General features: G+C 71.1%; 23 protein-coding genes. 11 read left to right on the top strand and 12 right to left on the bottom strand.

Going from position 1 to position 19,864, the window contains the following annotated elements; translation table 11 throughout:
- Positions 1–157: 157 nt before the first annotated feature.
- Genes tauD through tauA form a run of 4 tightly spaced genes read right to left on the bottom strand, consistent with a single transcriptional unit; the run spans position 158 to position 3,691 of the window.
- Positions 158–1,009 carry a taurine dioxygenase gene (gene tauD / locus G537_RS0107060; protein ID WP_034850757.1) on the bottom strand — a complete coding sequence of 284 codons (852 nt, stop codon included), beginning with the start codon at positions 1,007–1,009 and terminating at the stop codon, positions 158–160.
- A 38-nt stretch (positions 1,010–1,047) separates the two neighbouring features.
- Positions 1,048–1,884: a taurine ABC transporter permease TauC gene (gene tauC / locus G537_RS0107055; protein WP_026869509.1), complete on the bottom strand. Its 837-nt coding sequence runs from the start codon at positions 1,882–1,884 to the stop codon at positions 1,048–1,050.
- 1 nt (position 1,885) lies between these two features.
- The gene (gene tauB, locus G537_RS0107050) at positions 1,886–2,665 is read right to left on the bottom strand and encodes a taurine ABC transporter ATP-binding subunit (RefSeq protein ID WP_026869508.1); all 780 of its coding nucleotides are present in this window, start codon (positions 2,663–2,665) and stop codon (positions 1,886–1,888) included.
- 21 nt (positions 2,666–2,686) lie between these two features.
- Positions 2,687–3,691: a taurine ABC transporter substrate-binding protein gene (gene tauA, locus G537_RS0107045; RefSeq protein ID WP_026869507.1), complete on the bottom strand. Its 1,005-nt coding sequence runs from the start codon at positions 3,689–3,691 to the stop codon at positions 2,687–2,689.
- A 463-nt stretch (positions 3,692–4,154) separates the two neighbouring features.
- Between tauA and G537_RS0107040 the strand changes: the two genes are divergently transcribed.
- Positions 4,155–4,871 carry a M48 family metallopeptidase gene (locus tag G537_RS0107040; protein WP_026869506.1) on the top strand — a complete coding sequence of 239 codons (717 nt, stop codon included), beginning with the start codon at positions 4,155–4,157 and terminating at the stop codon, positions 4,869–4,871.
- A 22-nt stretch (positions 4,872–4,893) separates the two neighbouring features.
- Entirely contained in the window at positions 4,894–6,093 is a 1,200-nt protein-coding gene (locus tag G537_RS0107035; RefSeq protein WP_026869505.1) for a multidrug effflux MFS transporter, read from the top strand.
- On the opposite strand, the gene G537_RS0107030 is transcribed toward G537_RS0107035, so the two are convergent.
- A complete protein-coding gene (locus G537_RS0107030; protein ID WP_026869504.1) occupies positions 6,056–6,352 on the bottom strand; it encodes a YciI family protein in 297 nt (98 codons plus the stop codon). The genes G537_RS0107035 and G537_RS0107030 overlap by 38 nt on opposite strands.
- 105 nt (positions 6,353–6,457) lie before the next feature.
- Here G537_RS0107030 and G537_RS0107025 point away from each other — a divergent pair, with 105 nt between their 5' ends.
- Both G537_RS0107025 and G537_RS0107020 read left to right on the top strand, forming a co-directional pair.
- The gene (locus G537_RS0107025; RefSeq protein WP_026869503.1) at positions 6,458–7,234 is read left to right on the top strand and encodes an SDR family NAD(P)-dependent oxidoreductase; all 777 of its coding nucleotides are present in this window, start codon (positions 6,458–6,460) and stop codon (positions 7,232–7,234) included.
- Entirely contained in the window at positions 7,231–7,650 is a 420-nt protein-coding gene (locus tag G537_RS0107020) for a metallopeptidase family protein (protein WP_026869502.1), read from the top strand. The genes G537_RS0107025 and G537_RS0107020 overlap by 4 nt, the downstream gene beginning before the upstream one ends.
- A gap of 31 nt (positions 7,651–7,681) precedes the next feature.
- On the opposite strand, the gene G537_RS36815 is transcribed toward G537_RS0107020, so the two are convergent.
- Genes G537_RS36815 through G537_RS0107005 form a run of 3 tightly spaced genes read right to left on the bottom strand, consistent with a single transcriptional unit; the run spans position 7,682 to position 10,169 of the window.
- Complete coding sequence (locus G537_RS36815) at positions 7,682–8,794, bottom strand: AI-2E family transporter (RefSeq protein ID WP_051248051.1); 1,113 nt, start codon at positions 8,792–8,794, stop codon at positions 7,682–7,684.
- 44 nt (positions 8,795–8,838) lie between these two features.
- Entirely contained in the window at positions 8,839–9,435 is a 597-nt protein-coding gene (locus tag G537_RS0107010) for a uracil-DNA glycosylase family protein (RefSeq protein WP_026869501.1), read from the bottom strand.
- On the bottom strand, positions 9,432–10,169 hold the full coding sequence (locus G537_RS0107005) for an NAD-dependent deacylase (protein ID WP_026869500.1): 738 nt from the start codon (positions 10,167–10,169) through the stop codon (positions 9,432–9,434). Before G537_RS0107005 ends, G537_RS0107010 begins: the two co-directional genes overlap by 4 nt.
- A 75-nt stretch (positions 10,170–10,244) precedes the next feature.
- Between G537_RS0107005 and G537_RS0107000 the strand changes: the two genes are divergently transcribed.
- From G537_RS0107000 to G537_RS0106990, 3 genes are all read left to right on the top strand, one after another.
- A complete protein-coding gene (locus G537_RS0107000; RefSeq protein WP_051248049.1) occupies positions 10,245–11,075 on the top strand; it encodes an EcsC family protein in 831 nt (276 codons plus the stop codon).
- A 112-nt stretch (positions 11,076–11,187) separates the two neighbouring features.
- Positions 11,188–12,219 (top strand): isopenicillin N synthase family dioxygenase, encoded by a 1,032-nt coding sequence (locus G537_RS0106995; RefSeq protein ID WP_155888531.1) that lies wholly within the window; start codon positions 11,188–11,190, stop codon positions 12,217–12,219.
- 33 nt (positions 12,220–12,252) lie between these two features.
- Positions 12,253–13,071, top strand: a complete 819-nt coding sequence (locus G537_RS0106990) for a MetQ/NlpA family ABC transporter substrate-binding protein (RefSeq protein WP_026869497.1) — start codon at positions 12,253–12,255, stop codon at positions 13,069–13,071.
- A gap of 164 nt (positions 13,072–13,235) precedes the next feature.
- Here the strand turns inward: G537_RS0106990 and G537_RS0106985 are convergent, their stop codons facing one another.
- Positions 13,236–14,144: a LysR family transcriptional regulator gene (locus G537_RS0106985; protein WP_026869496.1), complete on the bottom strand. Its 909-nt coding sequence runs from the start codon at positions 14,142–14,144 to the stop codon at positions 13,236–13,238.
- A gap of 127 nt (positions 14,145–14,271) precedes the next feature.
- On the opposite strand from G537_RS0106985, the gene G537_RS0106980 reads away from it, so the two are divergent.
- On the top strand, positions 14,272–15,261 hold the full coding sequence (locus G537_RS0106980; RefSeq protein WP_026869495.1) for an aldo/keto reductase: 990 nt from the start codon (positions 14,272–14,274) through the stop codon (positions 15,259–15,261).
- A gap of 47 nt (positions 15,262–15,308) precedes the next feature.
- Entirely contained in the window at positions 15,309–15,773 is a 465-nt protein-coding gene (locus tag G537_RS0106975) for a low molecular weight protein-tyrosine-phosphatase (protein WP_026869494.1), read from the top strand.
- A 20-nt stretch (positions 15,774–15,793) separates the two neighbouring features.
- Here G537_RS0106975 and G537_RS0106970 read toward each other — a convergent pair whose 3' ends face one another.
- On the bottom strand, positions 15,794–16,207 hold the full coding sequence (locus G537_RS0106970; RefSeq protein WP_026869493.1) for a VOC family protein: 414 nt from the start codon (positions 16,205–16,207) through the stop codon (positions 15,794–15,796).
- A gap of 68 nt (positions 16,208–16,275) precedes the next feature.
- Here G537_RS0106970 and G537_RS36810 point away from each other — a divergent pair, with 68 nt between their 5' ends.
- Positions 16,276–16,911, top strand: coding sequence for a TetR/AcrR family transcriptional regulator (locus G537_RS36810; protein ID WP_051248047.1), 636 nt, complete (start codon positions 16,276–16,278; stop codon positions 16,909–16,911).
- Here G537_RS36810 and G537_RS0106960 read toward each other — a convergent pair.
- Positions 16,853–18,391, bottom strand: a complete 1,539-nt coding sequence (locus G537_RS0106960) for an MFS transporter (protein WP_026869492.1) — start codon at positions 18,389–18,391, stop codon at positions 16,853–16,855. The genes G537_RS36810 and G537_RS0106960 overlap by 59 nt on opposite strands.
- A gap of 187 nt (positions 18,392–18,578) precedes the next feature.
- On the opposite strand from G537_RS0106960, the gene G537_RS0106955 reads away from it, so the two are divergent.
- The gene (locus tag G537_RS0106955; protein ID WP_026869491.1) at positions 18,579–19,451 is read left to right on the top strand and encodes a LysR family transcriptional regulator; all 873 of its coding nucleotides are present in this window, start codon (positions 18,579–18,581) and stop codon (positions 19,449–19,451) included.
- A 25-nt stretch (positions 19,452–19,476) separates the two neighbouring features.
- Here the strand turns inward: G537_RS0106955 and G537_RS0106950 are convergent, their stop codons facing one another.
- Entirely contained in the window at positions 19,477–19,824 is a 348-nt protein-coding gene (locus tag G537_RS0106950; protein WP_026869490.1) for a hypothetical protein, read from the bottom strand.
- Positions 19,825–19,864 lie beyond the last annotated feature (40 nt).

Below are 19,864 nucleotides of genomic sequence, written 5' to 3'. Positions count from 1 at the left end.
CGGCCGTCTAGAGAGAATCACCTTTTCAACTGTCATGCCCGGGCTTGACCCGGGCATCCAGGGCTGTCGATGCCGCTCTGGGTGGCCCCTGGATCGCCGGGTCAAGCCCGGCGATGACAGAAAAAAGGGGAGCGAAGCAATAAATCGATCGTCCGGATCAAACCGGCCGGTCGCCGAGGATCGTTGCGCGGTGCATCACCCGCCGGTGCGGCAGGTAGTCGGCCAGGGCGTAGTGCTGGGTGCAGCGGTTGTCCCAGAAGGCGACGTCGCCCGGCTTCCAGCGCCAGCGCACGGTGAATTCCGGCCGGGCGACGTGCTCGAACAGGAAGCGCAGCACCGTGTCGCTCTCGCGGGTCGAGAAGCCGGTGATCCGAATGGTGAAGCCTTCGTTGACGAACAGGCCCTTGCGGCCGGTCACCGGATGGGTGCGCACCACCGGGTGGATCACCGGCGGGTTCTTTTCGCGCGCGATCTGCCAGCGCTCGCGCTCTTCCGGCGCGCTGAACCGCTCCGGCGGGAAGGATCTGGCGAAATCGTGCAGCGCGGTCAGGCCGGTGAGGAAGCCCTGCCAGGGCGGCGACAGCGCCTCGAAGGCGGCGATGCTGCTGGACCAGGTGGTGTCGCCGCCGGAGGGCGGCAGCTCCTTCGCCGCCAGCACCGCGCCGAGCGGCGGGGTCTCGATGAAGGTGACGTCGGTGTGCCAGTTGTCGTTGTCCGGCTGGTTGCCCGGATGGGTGTCGAGGATGATGATCTCCGGCACCTCCGCGACATGCGGGTAGACCGGATGAACGTGCAGCGGACCGAAGCGGGCGGCGAAGTCGCGCTGCGCCGCCGGGGTCAGCTCCTGGTCCTCGAAGAACAGCACATGGTGCTGCAGCAGCGCCCGGTTGATCGCGGCGATGGTGGCGTCGCCCAGCGGCTGCGCCAGGTCGATGCCGCGCACCACGGCGCCGATGGCGGGATTCAGGGGCTGGATCGAGAAGAGAGTCGACGACAGGCTGTCGGGCATGGCGGGCCTCTCTGTTTGCGGTTGGTTGTCGGATCGGTTCAAACGCGCCCGTGCCAGGGCGTCAGCCGGCGCTGCAGCAGGCGCAGCAGGACTTCCAGCAGGAAGGCGATCGCGGCGATCACCAGGATGCCCAGCACCACCACGTCGGTGACCAGGAACTGCGCCGCGCTCTGGATCATGAAGCCGAGGCCGCTGGTGGCCGCGACCAGCTCGGCCGCCACCAGGGTGGACCAGCCGACGCCGAGGCCGATGCGCACCCCGGTCAGGATCTCCGGCAGCGCGTTCGGCAGGATGACGTGGCGCAGCAGCTGCGCCCGGGTGGCGCCGAGGGCGCGGGCGGCGCGCAGCCGGTCGGGCGGCACCCCGCGCACGCCGGCGGCGGTCGAGATCGCGATCGGGGCGAAGATGGCGAGGAAGATCACCAGCACCTTCGAGGTCTCGCCGATGCCGAACCAGATCACGATCAGCGGCAGATAGGCCAGGGGCGGGATCGGCCGGTAGAACTCGATCAGCGGGTCCAGCACGCCGCGCACCACCCGGCTGGTGCCGATGGCGATGCCGACCGGCACCGCGACCAGGATGGCGAGCGCCAGGGCGGCGAAGACCCGGCCCAGGCTGGCCGCCAGATGCTGCCAAAGGGTGGCGTCGGCGAAGCCGATGGACGCCGTGGTGACGAGCTTGCCGAGCACCGCCTGCGGCGTCGGCAGGAAGAGAGGCGGGACGAGGCCGAGATTGGAGACGAGCCCCCATAGGAGGAGGAGGCCCGCCGCCGTGGCGAGGCTGATCAGCCTCGTCCCGCGCCGGCGCCGCCGCGGGATCGGCCCCCCGCTCGCAGCGGGGGAAGGCGCCGGTTTCTGGAGCGCGAGGTCCGCCAAGTCAGGCCGCCTCGCGTTCGAAGATCAGGTCCATCACCCGCTCGCGCAGGGCGATGAAGCCGGGGTCGGACTTGATCCGACGCGCCGGCTCGCCGCTACAGTAGCGGCGGCCGAAGTCCAGCCGCAGCTCCTCGACGATGCGGCCGGGCCGTGGCGACATCACGATCAGCCGGGTCGCCAGGAACAGCGCCTCCTCGATGCTGTGGGTGATCAGGAACAGGCTCTTGCCGGTCCGGTGCCACAGGTCGAGCAGCAGCTCCTGCATCCGTTCGCGCGTCAGCGCGTCGAGCGCGCCGAGCGGCTCGTCCAGCAGCAGCACCTCCGGGTCGGCGGCCAGCGCGCGGGCCAGGCCGACCCGCTGGCGCATGCCGCCCGACAGCTCCCACAGCCGCTGCCGCTCGAAGCCGTCGAGGCCGACCAGCCGCAGGATGCGGCGGGCCCGGTCGTCGCGCTCGGCCGGCGGCACGCCGCGCAGCCTGAGCGCGAAGCCGACATTGCCCAGCACGTCGAGCCAGGGGAACAGGGCGTCGTCCTGGAAGACGACGCCCCGCTCCACCCCGGGGCCGGTCACACGAACGCCGCCGAGTGTGACCGTCCCCGTCTCCGGCGTCAGGAAGCCCGCCATCAGGTTCAGCAGCGTGGTCTTGCCGCATCCCGACCGGCCGAGGGCGACGACGAACTCGCCCGGCTCGATCGCGAGGGTGAGCCGATCCAGCGCACGGATGTCGCCATCCGCGGCGGGATAGGTCACCGAGACGGCCTCCACCGCCAGAACCGACATGGGGTCCTCCTGCCGCCCTGTTCAGTTCGCCGCCGTCGTGGCGGCGACGAAGCGGGCGTCGACGTAAGCGCCGTAATCCGCCAGCGCCTGGTCGATCTTGCCCTGCTCCTTCAGAAATGCGGCCGTGGCCGCGATCGCTTCGGCCGTGCCGCCGCCCAGCAGGGCCGGCCCGGCCTGCTCGGCCTTCACCGGGAAGACGCTGCCCTGTAGCAGGGCCGGGATCTCCTCCGGCTTCGCGCCGGTCAGCCGGGCGATCTTGGCGACCTCCTCCGACTCCGCGCTCCAGGCCTTCGGGTCGGCACGATAGGCCGCGTATTCCTCCAGCGTGACGTCGGCGAAGGCCTGCACCGCCTCGGGATCCGCCGCGATCAGGTCGGCCCGGGCTATCCAGGCGTCGAAGGTCGGCGCGCCCCAGGCGGCGACCTCGGTCGAGGTGACCAGGACCTTGCCGCTCTCCTTGATCTTGCCCAGCGCCGGGTCCCAGACATAGGCGGCGTCGATGTCGCCGCGCTGCCAAGCGGCCGCGATCTCCGGCGGCCGCAGGTTCAGGACCCGGACCGAGCCGGGGCCGATGCCCCAGTGCTTCAACGCCGCCAGCAGGCTGTAATGGGTGGTCGAGACGAAGGGCACGGCGATTCTTTTGCCCGCGAGGTCGGCCGGCTTGTCGATGCCGGCGCCGTCGCGCACCACCAGCGCCTCGGAGGCGCCGATCTCGATGGCGACCAGGATGGTGCGGATCGGCAGCTCGCGGCTGGCCGCGGCGGCCAGGGGGCTCGACCCGACATAGCCGATCTGGACGGCGCCGGAGGCGATGGCGGCGACGACGTCGGCGCCGCTGTCGAATTTCCGCCATTCGACCGGGCGGCCGATCGCCTTCTCGTACAGGCCGTCGGCCTGCGCCACCTTCGACGGCTCCACCGTGCTCTGGTAGCCGATGGTCAGCGCCTCCTCGGCGCGGGCGTGGCTGCCGATGACGATGGCGGCGGCACCGGCCAACAGGGACCATCGCAGGATCTGGACGAGCATTCGGGGTAGTCCTCGAACGAATGGGCCTCGAACGGGCGGGCGCACGCACAGGGCCGGTCGCGCATCGATGCCGATCAGAGGGCGCGGATCAGACGGCCGGGGCGCCGTTATGGAATGGGCGAAAGGGAGAGACTCAGGCTTGGCCGCGACAGCCGACCGGGCAGAGGCAACGGACCGAGGGCCGGCTGCTGGGATCGCAGAAGAGAGGCATGGGCTTCGACTCCTCGAGACCACGAACCCGGTCGTGGCGCTTAGCGTTTGGTGACGCGGCGCAAGCTTCACGGAAAATTGCCGCGGCGCGATCCTGAGCAGGACCGGCGAGAATGAGGGTTTCACAGCTCGAGGAACGAAGTCAACAGAATTAACCATCAACAGAAGTGTATGGTTAAATAAATAACATTCATTCATGGTATTTATCGCAAGCGCGATTCCCCTGCGGCTCCGGCCCGTCTATGGTCCGGCCATGCCCAGCCGGACCCGCCTCAAGGCACCCCCCGCCCTTCTCGCCGTCTCCGGCCTCGACCGGCCGGTGGCGCTGCGCCGCAATGCCCGCGCGCGGCGCCTGTCGCTGCGGCTCGACCCGGCGCTCGGCGAGGTGGTCGTGGTGGCGCCACCGCGGGTGCCGGCGCAGGTGATCGCGGATTTCGTCAACCGCCACGCCGACTGGGTGCGCCGCCGCCGCGCCGCCATGCCGGGCCGGACCCCGTTCCTGCCCGGCGCCGAGGTCCCGATCCTCGGCGTCCTGCATAAAATCATACATGACCCCGCGGCCGGCCGCACCGTGCGAATCGGGCCTGGCGAGCTGCGGATCGGCGGCCCGGTCGAGCATGTCGGCGCCCGCCTCGCCGCCTGGCTGAAGTCGGAGGCGCGGCGCCAGCTCCTCGCCCGCAGCCGGGCGATGGCGCTGAAGCTCGGCGTCGCCGTTACCGCGGTGACGGTGCGCGACACCCGCAGCCGCTGGGGCAGCTGCGCCTCCAGCGGCCGGCTCAGCTATTCCTGGCGCCTGCTGCTGGCGCCCGAACCGGTGCTGGACTACGTGGTCGCGCACGAGGTCGCGCATCTGGTCGAGATGAACCATTCCTCGCGCTTCTGGGCCGTGGTCGACCGGCTGCATCCGGACGTCGCCCGCTGCCGGGCGTGGCTGAAGGCCAAGGGACAGGACCTGCATCTCTATGGCTGACCGTGCCGTCGGAACGGGGGGCATGCAGCCCTCCGCCATCATCGCCGTCGTCCTGACGCTGCTGACCGGCTTCGGGCCGATGTCGACGGACCTGTACCTGCCGTCGCTGCCGGCGCTGGTCGCCGCCTTCGACAGCGACGTGGCCACGGTGCAGCTCACCCTCAGCGTCTTCCTGGTCGGATTCGCCGTGGCGCAGCTGGTCTACGGTCCGGTCTCCGACCGCTTCGGCCGGCGCCCGGCGATCCTGGCCGGCGTCGCCCTGTTCACCGCCGCCAGCATCGCCTGCGCGCTCGCCACCTCGATCGAGATGCTGATCCTGTGCCGGTTCCTGCAGGCGCTCGGCGCCTGCTGCGGCCCGGTGCTGGGCCGCGCCGTCGTGCGCGACCTGTACGGTCCGGACCGCGCGGCCCGCATCCTCGCCTATATGTCGATGGCGATGGCGCTGGCGCCGGCGATCGGACCGATCATCGGCGGCGTCCTGCAGGAGGCCTTCGGCTGGCGGGCAAATTTCTGGGTGCTGGTCGGCTTCGGCGCCCTGATGCTGGCCTCGGTGCTGGCGCTGCTGGGCGAGAGCAACCGGCACCGCGACCCGCTGGCCACCAGCCCGACCCGCCTGGCCCGCAACTACGGCTCGCTGCTGCGCCACCGCCGCTATCTCGGCTATGTCCTGATCGTCGCCTGCGGCTACAGCGCGATCTTCACCTTCATCTCCGGCTCGTCCTTCGTGCTGTCCGGCATGCTCGGGCTGTCGCCGCCGGTCTACGGCGCCTGCTTCGGCGCGGTCGTCGCCGGCTACATGCTCGGCAGCTTCGGTTCGGGCCGGCTGACGCTCCGGCTCGGCATCGACCGGATGATCGCGGCGGGCACGCTGGTGATGCTGGCCGGCGCCGCGGCGATGGCGGGGCTGGCCGCCGCCGGCGTCTTCGCCGTCTGGGCGGTGGTCGCGCCCTTCTTCCTGGTCATGATCGGCGTCGGCCTCACCCTGCCCAACGCCATCGCCGGCGCGATCGGGCCGTTCCCGACCATGGCCGGCACCGCCTCGGCGCTGATGGGCTTCATCCAGATGACGCTGGCGGCGCTGGTCGGCATCGCCATCGGCCACGCCACCCGCAGCGACGCGCTGCCGATGGCGCTGGCCGTGCTGCTGACGACGCTCGGCGCGCTGGCGGCGTTCCGGCTGCTGGTCAGGGCTTCGAGCGGACGGCCAGCCGGAACGGCTTGATCTCGATGTCGCGCCACACCCCGCCGGTGACATAGGGGTCGGCGGCGATGATGGCGTCCAGCGCCGCCCGGTCCGGCGCCTCGTAGATCACGGCGGAGCCGACCATCCGGCCCTCGTCGTCCAGGATCGCGCCGCCGGCGACGATGACGCCGTCCTCCGCCTGCTTGCGGGCGCCGACCAGATGCTGCTCGCGCACCGCCAGGCGGCGCGCCGGGGCCTCGGCATCGGTGCCGTCCTTCGCGATCACCAGGAACTGCATCGCATCCTCCCCTTCGGTTCAGGCGCAGCATAGCGGCGTTCGGCCCGGTCGCAACCGGCCCGGCGATCTGCTACCCAGAAGCAGGACATCCGGGAGGAGGACGGCATGAAGGTCGAGGGGCTGGCGGCGGTGGTCACCGGGGCGGGGTCGGGCATGGGGGCGGCGACCTCCCGGGCCCTGGCGGCGGCCGGGGCGAAGGTGGCGCTGCTCGACCTCAACCGCGACGCGGCGGAGGCGGTGGCGCGCGAGATCGGCGGCCTGGCCGTCGCCTGCGACGTCGGCGACGGCGAGTCGGTGGCCGCGGCGCTGGAGCAGGCGCGGGCGGCGCACGGCACGGCGCGGATCGCTGTGGCCTGCGCCGGCATCGCCCCGGGGGCACGGCTGGTCGGCCGAGACGGGCCGCACGACCCGGCGCTGTTCGAGCGGGTGATCCGCGTCAACCTCCTCGGCACCTTCCACCTGTTGCGCCTGACTGCCGCGGCGATGGCGGCGGAGGATCCGCTGCCGGAGGCGGCCAGCGCCTCGGGCGAGCGCGGCCTGTTCGTCGCCACCGCCTCGGTCGCCGCCTATGAGGGCCAGGTCGGCCAGGTCGCCTATTCCGCCTCCAAGGGCGGGGTGGTCGGGCTGACCCTGCCGGCGGCGCGCGAGCTGGCGAAGAGCGGCATCCGGGTGATGACCGTGGCGCCGGGGCTGATCGGCACGCCGATGATCGAGGCGATGCCGAGCCAAGTGCAGGACAGTCTGATCGCCACCACCCTCTTCCCGCAGCGCCTGGGCCGGCCGGAGGAGTTCGCCCAGCTCGTCCTCCACATCGCCGCCAACGAGATGCTGAACGGCTCGGTCATCCGCCTCGACGGCGCCGTGCGGCTGGCGCCGCGATGAGCACGTTTCGGAAACCCGGCTTCACCGAGCCGCCGTCGATCGACGACCTGATCGAGCTGGCGGAGGAGGGGTTCGAACGCATCCCGGCGCGGCTGCGGGCCATGGTCCGCGGCGTCGCCATCCAGGTCGTCGACTTCCCGGACGACGAGACGCTGGACGAGATGGGGCTGGAGAGCCCGTTCGACCTGCTGGGCCTCTACACCGGCACGCCGTTCGGCCAGAAGACCTTCGCGATCGCGACCAGGCCGGACATGATCTTCCTCTACCGCCGCCCGATCCTCGACTACTGGTGCGAGACCGGCGAGGATCTCGGCCATGTCGTCCGCCACGTGCTGATCCACGAGATCGGCCACCATTTCGGCTTCTCCGACGAGGACATGGAGGCGCTGGAGCGCGAGGCGGATCAGGAGGGCTGAGGTCTCACCGCGGATCAGGAGGGCTGAGGTCTCACCCCTCCAGCAGGTGGCCGAAGGCGCGCAGGGGGCGGACGCGGTCGCAGACGATCTTGACGATCGCCAGCATCGGCACCGCCAGGATGGCGCCGGGGACGCCCCACATCCAGTACCAGAAGATCAGCGCCAGGATCACCGCCACCGGGTTGATGGTGAAGCGCCGCGCCAGCACGGTCGGGGTGATCCATTCGCCCTCGGCGATATGGATGGCGAGGTAGAGCAGGCCGGGCAGCGCCGCGGTCCAGGCCGGCCCCTCGGCCACCAGCCCGACCAGCAGGAACAGCACGATTCCCAGGATCGGCCCCAGGATCGGGACGAAGTTCAGGCAGAAGGCGACAGCGCCCCACAGCACCGGCGCCGGGATGCCGCAGGCCCACATCACCAGCCCGGTGGCGACGCCGACCAGGGCGTTGATCACAGTCACGGTCAGGAGATAGGAGGACAGGTCGCGTTCGATCTGCAGCGAGATCGACACCGCCTCCCGCTTCTCGACGAAGGTCGGCAGGATCTCGACGAAGCGGCGCAGGAAGGTCTCGCCGAACACCAGCAGATAGAACAGGACCAGCAGCGTCGCGAACAGATGCGACGCGATCAGGCCGGTGCCGGCGAAGACCGCGGTGACGATGTCGGTCGGATGCTCCAGCAGCGTACCGGCGTCGCCGAAGCGCACGCCCATGTTCTCGAGCCGGGACACGAAGGTCTGCAGCGGCTCGGCCAGGGAGGCGAACTTCGCCCGCAACGCCGGCCATTCGTTCGGCAGGTTGCCGGCCCATTCCGCGGCCGGGCTGGTCAGCAGCGTGCCGACGCCGATGACGATCAGCAGCAGCAGCGCGATCGCCGCCAGCGATGCGATGGCCCGCGGGATGCTCAGCCGTTCCAGCACGCGCACCATCGGCTGCAGCAGCAGCTTCAGCACCACCGCCAGCACGACCGGCAGCACGATGTCGCGCGCGATCGACAGCGCGGCGAGCACGGCCAGGAGGCAGAGGATGCCGAGGAACACCGCCTTCGGATCGTCCGGCAGCGGCATCTCCGGGATATGGCCGTTGCCGTTCCGGCTGTTCGGCGCCGGGGCTTCGGTCGGCGCCTTCGGCTGGTCGAGGTTCATCTGGGGTCGATCCTGCGGCGAATCCGAGAACGGCGCAGGGATCGTCACCGTTCCCCCGCCAGCGCGGCAGCGGTCCTAACCCGCAGCACCGGCAGAAGTTCTGCCTCGAACCAGGGATTGCGCCTCAACCAAGCGGTGTTGCGCCAGCTCGGATGCGGCAGCGGCAGGAACTCGGGCAGGTGGTCGCGCCAGGCCGCGACCGTTTCCGCCACGCTCGGACGGCGGCGGGGGCCGAGATAGAAGGCCTGGGCCAAGCCGCCGATCAGCAGGGTCAGCCGGATCTCGGGCATCAGCGGCCGCAGCCGCGGATGCCAGGTCTCGGCGCAGATCCGCGGCGGCGGATAGTCGCCGCCCTTCGGGTTCGTGCCGGGAAAGCACAGCCCCATCGACACCAGCGCCACCCGGCTCTCGTCGTAGAAGGCGTCGCGGTCGAGGCCGAGCCATTGCCGCAGCCGGTCGCCGCTGGCGTCGGTCCAGGACAGGCCGGAGGCGTGCACCCGCGCGCCCGGCGCCTGGCCGACGACGAGCAGCCGCGCGGTCGTGGCCGCGCGCAGCACCGGACGCGGCGCATGCGGCAGCCGGCCGGCGCAGAGGCGGCAGGTCCGCGCCGCCGCCAGGACCTCGCCGAGGGCCTCGGTCATCGCTTCATCAGGGCCCGGCCGGAGAGCAGCGTGTCGACGAACCCGGGCACCAGCCGCGTCGCCGGGCCGTGGCGGCGGATCTCGAACAGGTCGGAGACCTGGCCCGGCTCCAGGTTCAGCTCGACCGTCAGGGCGCCGGCGTCCAGCGCCTGGTGGACGAAGGCCGCGGCGGGGTAGACGGTGCCGGAGGTGCCGATCGACACGAACAGCCGGCAGCCGGCCAGCGCCGCTTCGATCTCCGCCATCGCCAGCGGCATCTCGCCGAACCAGACCACGTCGGGCCGCATCCCGCCGGCCTCGCCGCAGGACGGGCAGGGGGTGTCGACCGACAGGTCGCCGGCCCAGGCGCAGCCGTGATCGCAGAACAGGCAGCGGACACGGCCCAGCTCGCCATGCATGTGGATCAGGCGGCGGCTGCCGGCGCGCTCGTGCAGGTCGTCGACATTCTGGGTGACCAGCAGCACCGGGCCGGGCCAGTCGCGCTCCAGCCGGACCAGCGCCGCATGCGCCGCATTGGGCTGGACCGACGGGTCGGCCAGGGTGCGGCGGCGGGCGTTGTAGAAGCCGTGCACCAGCTCCGGATCGCGGGCGAAGGCCTCGGGCGTCGCCACATCCTCCAGCCGGTACCGGGTCCACACGCCGCCGGCGTCGCGGAAGGTGTCGAGGCCGCTCTCCTTCGAGATGCCGGCCCCGGTCAGGATCACGATCGGATCGCCGGGCTCGATGCGTTTCATGCCGGGATCATGGCGACGGTGCGGTCCCGGCTCAACGGCCCTTGTCGCCGCGCCTCGGCCCCCAATCTGTTGCCTATGACCACCGCCGCCGCACTCCCCGCCCCGCTGCCCCTGCCGTCCGAGGCCATGGCCGAGCTGGCCGAGGCGAAGAGGGTGCTCGATCACGACTCGCTGGTGGCGCGCCTGTCCGCCATGGCCGGGACGCCGGTCGAGGCGCTGAAGCGCAACCTGCCCGCCGGGGTGCAGAAGGTGCTGGACGGCGCTGTCCGCCGCGCCATCGCCACGGCGCTGAAGGCGGCGCTGCGCAGCGGTCCCGGCCGCCGGGTGCCGCGGGAATCCGAATCGTGGCTGCATCGCGGCCTGGCGGCGGCCAGCGGCGCCGCCGGCGGCGGCTTCGGCCTGCCCGGCACGCTGCTGGAGCTGCCGGTCTCCACCGCCCTGCTGCTGCGCCAGATCGCGGCCGAGGCGAAGGCGGCGGGGGAGGATCCGTCCGCCCCGGAGACCGCGATCGAATGCCTCAAGGTCTTCGCCATGGGCCGGCCCGATCCTTCGGACGACGCGGTCGAGACCGGCTATCTGGCCACCCGCATCGCGCTGGCCCGGGTGGTGCCGAACGCGACCGCGTCGGTGATGCCCCGGCTGGTCTCGGCCGTCGCCGCCCGGTTCAGCGGCCCGGTGCTGCTGAAGCTGTCGGCCCAGGCGGCGCCGGTCCTGGGCGCGGCCGCCGGCGCCGCGGTCAACCTGGCCTTCCTGGAGCATTTCCGGCGCCTGGCGCGGGCCCATTTCACCGTCCGGCGGCTGGAACGCACCCATGGCGCCGCGGCGGTCCGGCTGGCCTATGAGAGCCTGCGACCGGTCCCGCCGCCCGACCTGACGGCGCTGCCGCAGCGGCGTGGCCGTGCCTGATCCGGCAGGCATAATTATCTTATAAATGTTGTTATATAAATCGACATGCTGTCGGGATATGTAAATTAACGGATGGCGCGACCTCGCGCCGATGATTCTGCCCGAGGTGACCATGGCCACCGACACGCTCGCCCTTCCCCTGCTCGACCTGTCGCAGCTCGACGCCGGGCCGGCGGCGCGCCAAGCCTTCCTGGAGCGGCTGCGCGCGGCGGCCCGTGACGTCGGCTTCTTCTATCTCGGCGGGCATGGCGTGCCGGAGACGTTGGTGGGCCAGGTGAAGGCCGAGGCGCGCCGCTTCTTCGCCCTGCCGGAGGCCGACAAGCTGGCGATCGAGATGGTGCATTCGCCGCATTTCCGCGGCTACACCCGTGCCGCCTGGGAGCGGACGCGCGGCGAGCCGGACTGGCGCGAGCAGTTCGACATCGGGGCGGAGCGGCCGGCGATCCCGCAGGGGCCGGGCGTGCCGCCCTGGCTGCGGCTGCAGGGGCCGAACCAGTGGCCGGCGGCGCAGCCGGAGCTGAAGACCGTGCTGCTGCGCTGGCAGGCGGAGCTGACGCGGGTGGCGATCCGGCTGCTCGAAGCCTTCGCCGCGGCGCTGGGCCAGCCGAAGGATGCGCTGGAGCCGATCTATGGCGACACGCCGAACCAGCACATCAAGATCATCCGCTATCCGGGGCGCGAGGCCACCGGCAGCGACCAGGGCGTCGGCGCGCACAAGGATTCGGGCTTCCTGACCCTGCTGCTGCAGGACACGCAGCGGGGCCTGCAGGTCGAGGGCGAGGACGGGCGCTGGATCGATGCCGAGCCGGTGCCGGGCACCTTCGTGGTCAATATCGGCGAGCTGCTGGAGCTCGCCACCAACGGCTATCTGCGCGCCACGGTGCACCGGGTGATCACGCCCCCGGCCGGGACCGACCGGCTGTCCGTGGCCTTCTTCCTCGGCGCCCGGCTCGATGCGACGGTGCCGCTGCTCGAGCTGCCGCCGGCCCTGGCGGCGGAGGCGCGCGGCCCGGCCAGCGACCCGCAGAACCCGCTGTTCCACGATGTCGGCCCGAACTACCTGAAAGGCCGGCTGCGCTCCCACCCCGATGTGGCGCAGCGCCACTACGCCGATGTCCTGGCGGCGCAAGCCGCCTCCGCCTGAACACGCCGCGCCAACCGAACCCACAGGTCTATTATGATCCGTACCCTGGCCGCCCGCCTGGCGCGGGCGGCGATCGCTGCCGCCTTGCCTTTCACCCTGGCCGGCGCCGCCCTGGCGCAGGACGCGCCGCTGAAGGTCGCCGCCGACGCCGTGCCGCATGCCGAGATCCTGGCCTTCGCGCAGAGCCAGGCGCCCGACCTGAAGCTCGAGATCATCGAGCTCTCGACCGCCGTGAACCCGAACGAACTGCTGGCGCATGGCGACGTCGACGCCAACTACTTCCAGCACCTGCCTTATCTGCGCTCGCAGGAGGAGGCGCTGGACGAGACCTTCGCCGTGGCCGCGACCGTGCATATCGAGCCGCTCGGCGTCTATTCGCGTCGGGCGAAGAGCTTCGCCGAGGTGAGGGACGGCGGCACTGTGGCGGTGCCGAACAACGTCACCAATCTCAGCCGTGCCCTGTACCTGCTGCAGGACCAGAAGCTGATCCGGCTGAAGGACGGCTTCGCCGAGCCGGACAAGCAGCTGGCGACGCCCAACGACATCGCCGAGAACCCGAAGCATCTCAAGGTGCTGGAGGTCGAGGCGGCGCTGCTGCCGCGGGCGCTCGACGACGTCGACCTGGCGGTGATCAACGGCAACTACGCGCTCGAGGCTGGGCTGACCCCGGCCAGGGACGCGCTGGGGCTGGAGAAGGCCGAGGGCAACCCCTACGCCAACATCCTGGTGACCACGCCGAAGCTGGCCGGCGACCCGCGGATCAAGCGGCTGGCGGAACTGCTGGCCTCGCCGGCGGTCGCGAAGTTCATCCGCGACCGCTACCACGGCTCGGTCATCCCCGTGAACGACTGACGGGATGGTGAGTGGGTGCACTGCAGCTCCCACACAACATCGTCATGGCGAGCCCCGAAGGGGCGTGGCCATCCAGTGGCGCCGCCCTCTGGATGGCCACGGCGCTGCGCGCCTCGCCATGACGGTGTGGGAATCGGCTTGAACCGTTCGGCCTCGTCGGCCCATCAGCGCCGGCTGACGGCCAGGTTGTCGGCGCGGATGAAGTCGACGAAGGCCCGCAGCGCCGCCGGCATCTGGCGCTGGCGCGGATAGTACAGGAAGAAGCCCGGGAAGGGCGGCGACCAGTCCTGCAGCAGCGGGACCAGCCGGCCGTCGGCCAGCTCGGCCGTGATCATGCCTTCGAAGACGAAGCCCAGCCCGGCGCCGTCCAGCACCGCCTGGATCAGCAGCCGCTGGTCGTTGACGATCAGCGGCCCCTCCGGGCTGACGGTCAGCTCCCGGCCGTCCTTCTCGAACTCCCAGGCATAGACCACGCCGCTCGGGAACCGGTAGCCGATGCAGGCGTGCTCGGTCAGGTCGCGCGGCGTCCGCGGCGGCGGCCGTCCGGCGAGATAGGCGGGGGCGGCGACCACGACCAGCCGCTGCTCGCCGCCGAATCGCACCGCCACCATGTCCCGCTCCAGCTGCTCCCCCAGGCGGACGCCGGCGTCGAAGCCGCCGGCCACGATGTCGATCAGGGCGCTGGTGACCGACACCTCCAGCCGGATCTCCGGATAGGCGGCCAGGAACCGGGCCACCATCGGCGCCAGGATCAGCGCCGCCGCCGGGATCGAGGCGGTGATCTTCAGCGAGCCGGCCGGCCGGTGGCGGAACTGGTCGATCTCCTCCACCGCGCCCGCGATGTCGCGGAAGGCGGGCTCCAGCCGCGCCAGCAGACGGTCGCCGGCCTCGGTCGGGGTGACGCTGCGGGTGGTGCGGTTCAAGAGCCGCACGCCCAGCCGTTCCTCCAGCCCGCGGATCGCATGGCTGAGGGCAGAGGCGGACAGGCCCAGCTCGATCGCCGCCTTGCGGAAGCTGCGGTGCCGCGCCACCGCGGCGAAGGCGGCCAGGTCGGGAAGGTCGGGGCGGAGCATTCCTGAATCCTGCTCATCAGCTCATGTCGATCTCTACGGGTTATCGCACGATCGTGCAGCCCCCATTCTCCTGCCCGTGCCGTGCCGGCCTCCACGAACCGGGCGGCAGAGATCAAGGAGAGAGACCATGGACAGACGCTCCCTCGGTCAGGACGGCACCACCGTCTCCGCCATCGGCCTCGGCTGCATGGGCATGTCCGAATTCTACGGACCGCGCGACGACGCCCAGTCGCTCGACACCCTCGCCGCGGCGCTGGAGCACGGCATCGACTTCCTCGACACCGCCGACATGTACGGGGCGGGGCACAATGAGGAGCTGATCGGCCGTTTCCTGAAGAACCGTCGCGACCAGGTGGTGCTGGCCACCAAGTTCGGCATCGTGCGCGAGCCCGGCCGCTACGAGCGGCAGGTCGACAACTCGCCCGCCTATATCCGCGCCGCGGCCGAGGCCTCGCTGAAACGCCTCGGCACCGACGTCATCGACCTCTACTACATGCACCGCCGCAACCCGGACGTGCCGATCGAGGACACGGTCGGCGCCATGGCGGATCTGGTGAAGGCCGGCAAGGTGCGGCAGATCGGCCTGTCGGAGGTCTCGGTCGAGACGTTGCGCCGGGCGCATGCGGTGCATCCGATCGCGGCGGTGCAGAGCGAGTATTCGCTGTGGACCCGCGACCCGGAGCAGAACGGGATGCTGCAGGCCTGCCGCGAGCTGGGTGCCACCTTCGTCGCCTATTCGCCGCTCGGCCGCGCCTTCCTGGCCGGCGCGGTGACCGACACCTCGTCGCTGGCGCCGGACGACTTCCGCCGCGTCAACCCGCGCTTCGCCGAGGAGGCGCTGACGCAGAACCGGCGCCTGGCCGAGGCGCTGGCCGACATCGCCTCCGGCCTCGGGGCCAAGCCGGCCCAGGTGGCGCTCGCCTGGCTGCTCGGCAAGCACGGCCACGTCGTGCCGATCCCGGGCACCAAGCGCCGCGCCTATCTGGCCGAGAACGCCGCGGCCGCGTCGATCCGGCTGACGCCGGAGCAGGTGGCCGCGCTCGACGCCCTGTTCGCGCCCGGCGCCGTGGCCGGCGCGCGCTACACCGAGGAGGGCATGAAGGGAGTGGGGCTGTAACGATCGGACGCGTTGCCGCCTGGATAGGCTCCGGTTATCCAGGCGGCATGCGCATCCTGTTCGTCTGCACCGGCAACATCTGCCGCTCGCCGACCGCCGAGGCGGTGATGCGGGCCAAGCTCGCGGCCGCCGGGCTGGACCACGCGGTCGGCAGCGCCGGCACCCACGGCTTCCATGCCGGCGAGCCGCCGCATCCGCCGGCGATCCGCGCGGCCGCGGCGCGCGGCTACGATCTGCGCCCCTTGCGCGCCCGCAAGCTGGAACGGGCGGATTTCCGCCGTTTCGACCTGCTTCTGGCGATGGACCGCACGCATCTCGACCGGATGCGCCGGATCGCCGTCGCCGGTCCCGGCCGAATCGGCCTGTTCCTCGATCACGCGCCGGGGCTGGAGGGACGGGACGTGCCCGATCCCTATTACGGCGGCAGCGCCGATTTCGAGCACGTGCTGGACCTGATCGAGACCGGCTGCGACGGGCTGATCGCCGCGCTGCGCGAGGGGCGGCTGGGGTAGGGAGGCGATCCGTCCGTCGGTCAGCCCTGGGCGTATTGCGCCGCGTATTCGGGCGCCGGCGGGATAGGCTTGATCACGTCGATCAGCACGCCGTTCGGATCCTGCGTGATGAAGTGGCGCTGGCCGAAATCCTCGTCGCGGAGGTCCAGCAGGATCGGCAGCCCGGCCGCCTTCAGCCGCTCGTATTCGGCGTCGACATCCTCCACCTCGAAATTCAGCAGCAGCCCGGACACGCGGCCCCGGCCGGCCGCAGGAATGGTGCCGTGGCTGCCGTCGAGGATGGCGAGGTTGACCTGCGTCTCCTCGGCCGACTGCAGATGGACGTACCACTCGGCCTCGAACAGCGGCCGGAACCCGAAGTGCCGGACATAGAAGGCGGCGGTCGCGGCGACCTCCGGCGTCATGATCACGGGATAGTAGCTGGTGGTCCTCATGGACTTTTCCTCCCGGCCGCATAAACATGCAAGGTGCATGTTTTTGGGTTAACATACAGGCTGCATGTATGCAAGAGCGAGGACGCAGAACCAATCGGGAGCGGTCGGACCGGACGCAGGCCGCGCTGGTCGCGGCCGCGCGCCGGCTGTTCGTCGAGCGCGGCTACGCCGAGACGGGAACGCCGGAGCTGGTGGCCGCCGCCGGCGTCACGCGCGGGGCGCTGTATCACCACTTCGCCGACAAGCAGGCGCTGTTCCACGCCGTGATCGAGGCAGAGGCCGCGGCCGTGGCCGAAGAGATCGAGCAGGCCGCCCCGGCCGGCCTGCCGCCCCTCGAAGCGCTGGCCCGGGGCGGCGACGCCTTCCTCCGGGCCATGGTGGTGCCGGGCCGGACCCGGCTGCTGCTGATCGAAGCGCCGGCCGTGCTGGGGCGGCAGGCGCTGGACGAGATCGATGCCCGGCACGGCGGCCGGACACTGCGCGAAGGGCTGGCGGCGGCGATGGCGGCCGGGGCGCTGCGCCCCCTGCCGCTGGACGCCGCCGCCCAGCTGCTGGGTGCCGCCTATGACCGCGCGGCGCTCGCCATCGCCGGCGGGGCCGACCCGGCCGAGTGGCGGGCGGTGCTGGCGGCGCTGATCGACGGGCTCACGCCTCCGCGGTCTGCGCCCGGCACGACCGGGCCGGGCCGAAGATCGCGAAGCTGAGCGCGGCCAGGACCCAGGCGCCGACGCCGCCATACAGCATCACCCAGCCGAAGCCCTTGACCAGGGCCGTGTGCACGGCGGCCCCCGACGGGTCAAGCGTCGCCAGCGCCGGATAGGCCTGCGGCAGCGCGCCGAGATTGCCGGCGGCGACGGAGGCGGTCAGCGCCTGCAACTGCGATGCGTCGAGAGCACCGGCCATGGCGTCCGGCAGCGACCAGCGGATCCCTTCCACCAGGATCAGCCCCATCACCGCGATGTTGATGGCCAGCGTGATCAGCCGGGCGCTGATATCGATGCCGGACGCCATGCCGGCCCGGTTGGCGGGGACCGAGCCGGTGGTGGTGTTGGTCACCGGCGTGCTGGTCAGGCCCAGCCCGATGCCGGCCAGCAGCGTGCCGGGCAGCACGGTCAGCCAGCCGGCCTGCTCGACCCCGCTGCCGAGCCACATCAGGAGGAAGCCGGTCCCCATCACGGCCATGCCGAACGGGATGATCATGTGCGGGCCGCGGCGCTGCAGCAGGCGGTCGGCCAGCGGCGGCGTGACCAGGAACGGAATGGTGTAGGCCAGCAGCAGGAGGCCCACGGTCCGGCTGTCGAGGCCGAGCCCGCCCTGGAAGTAGATCGGCAGGTAGATCATGAACGGCCAGTAGCAGCAGTTCATGCCGATGCAGCCGATGATCGCGCCGCTGAACCGACGGATCCGGAACACCGAGAAGTCGAACATCGGATGCGGGCTGATCCGCTCCGCCACCAGGAATCCGGCGAAGCTGGCGACGGTCAGGACGGCGAGCCCGATCGCCGTGGCGCGGCCCAGCTCCGCCCCCTGGGTGATCAGATAGGCTAGGCCGAACACCGCCAGCGTCAGGGTGACGATACCGGCGACATCCAGCTTCTGGGCGTGCGGGTCGCGCGATTCGCGGATGCCGATCACGGCCGGGATCAGCGCCAGGACGGTCAGCGGGACATGGATCAGGAACACCCACTGCCAGCTCGACCAGGTGACGATCAGGCCGCCGATGATCGGGCCGAAGCCGAGGCCGATGCCGCTGATCACGCCCCAGGTGGAAAAGGCGCGGCCGCGCTCGCGCCCGTCCTGGAACTGGTGCGAGATGATCGCGACCACGCAGGTGAACATGGCGCCGCCCGCCAGGCCCTGCAGGAAGCGGGCGGCGATCAGCACCGACGCGCTCTGGGCCAGGCCGCAGATCAGCGAGGTCATCCCGAAGGCGACGGTGGTGACCACGAAGACGCGCTTGCGGCCGTAGCGGTCGGCCAGGGTGCCGGTCGCCATCAGCACCGTGGTGCAGGCGATGGTGTAGGCGTTCATGATCCATTGCAGGCCCCTGAAATCGGCCGGCAGCGCCGTTTCCAGGGTCGGCAGGATCACCGGCACGCTGGAGATCTCGAGGCCGAACATCAGCGAGGCCAGGCAGACGCCGACCAGCGCGGCCATGTTCCGGGCAGATGGGGACAGAGCCATGATCCTTCTCTCGAAGCGACAGGCCGCGCCGCCGCGCAAAGAGCTTGCGCGAACCGGTACCGGCGCGGCGGAGGGTGTCGGTGTGGGCCGCTCGAGCGGGCCTGGACCGGACTCTCTCCAATCCTGGCTCATGATGGAAATGAATTAATTTTGTGGCGTCCATTTTCCGCCATCATATATTTGGGTCATGGATTTCGACCCTGCCCTGCTGCGCGCCTTCGTCGCCGTCCATGAGGCCGGCGGGTTCACCCGTGCGGCCCAGCGGCTGCACCTCACCCAGTCCGCGGTCAGCCACCAGATCCGGCGGCTGGAGGAACAGGTGGGCCGGCCGCTGCTGCACCGGACCACGCGCAAGCTGCTCCTGACCGAGGACGGCGAGGAGTTCCTGCGCCATGCCGAGCAGATCCTGCAGGCGCAGGACGCGCTGACCCGGCGCTTCCAGCCGTCCTCGGTCTCCGGCGTCGTCCGCTTCGGCGTGCCGGAGAACTTCATGGGCGACCGGCTGCCGCTGCTGCTGCGCCGCTTTGCCCGCGGCTTCCCCCAGGTGCGGCTGGAGGTGGCGGTCAGCGTCTGCCTCGACCTGCGCGCCAAGGTCGAGGCGGGAGAGCTCGATCTCGCCGTGGTGATGTCCCGGCCGGGCGAAACCGGCGGCACGGTGCTGCGACGGGCTCAGTTCGTCTGGGCCGCGGCCGAGACCTTCGACTGGCCGCCGGGCACGTCGCTGCCGCTCGCGCTCGCCCCGCCTCCCTGCCCGTGCCGGGCCATCGCCGTCGACGCCCTGGCGGGGGCGGCGGTGGAGTGGCATGTCGGCTTCACCTCGGGAAACCAGCACGGCCTGCGCGCGGCGGTGCTGGCGGGGCTGGCCGCGTCGAACTTCACCTGTGACGAGCTCGAGCCGGGGATGAAGATCCTCGACGGCCGCCACGGCCTGCCGCCCCTGCCGGAGGTGGAGTTCAGCCTGATCTGGCGGTCGGGCACCAAGGCCGCCTGCGCCTGCGAGCTCGGCCGGCTGATCGTCGAGGCGGCGGACGCTGCACCCGCGCTCGCCCGGGCGGTTTAGGCCGTGGCCACCCCGGCGGCTGGCCTCAGTCGGGAGCCATCTGGCAGTTCGGCCCGACCCATTTGCCGGTCGAGATGTCGAGCTCGCTATCCATGTCGGCGGCGCTGCACACCGGATAACGATCGTCGCCGCGCCGCTCCATGCTGAGGGCCCTGTACCGCTTCACCAGGGTGTCGTGATCCGGCGGCTGCTCGCGCTCCCGCTTCATCGAGAGCTTCATCACGCAATCGGCGAAGGGATCGGTTCCGTCCTGAAAGCCGAACTCGCTGCATTTCTGCCGGTCGGCAGTCAGCTGTTCAGCGTGGTCCGGACCGCCGCCGATGCAGCCCGGCAAGAAGAGGAGAAGAACAGCAGACCAGGCTGAGCGACGCATTTCCCCCTCGCGATAGCTGTAAGGCCGCTATGCATCAGCC

This window comes from Inquilinus limosus DSM 16000, assembly GCF_000423185.1.
Taxonomy (GTDB): domain Bacteria; phylum Pseudomonadota; class Alphaproteobacteria; order DSM-16000; family Inquilinaceae; genus Inquilinus; species Inquilinus limosus.
This window is presented reverse-complemented; position numbering and strand designations above follow the sequence as displayed.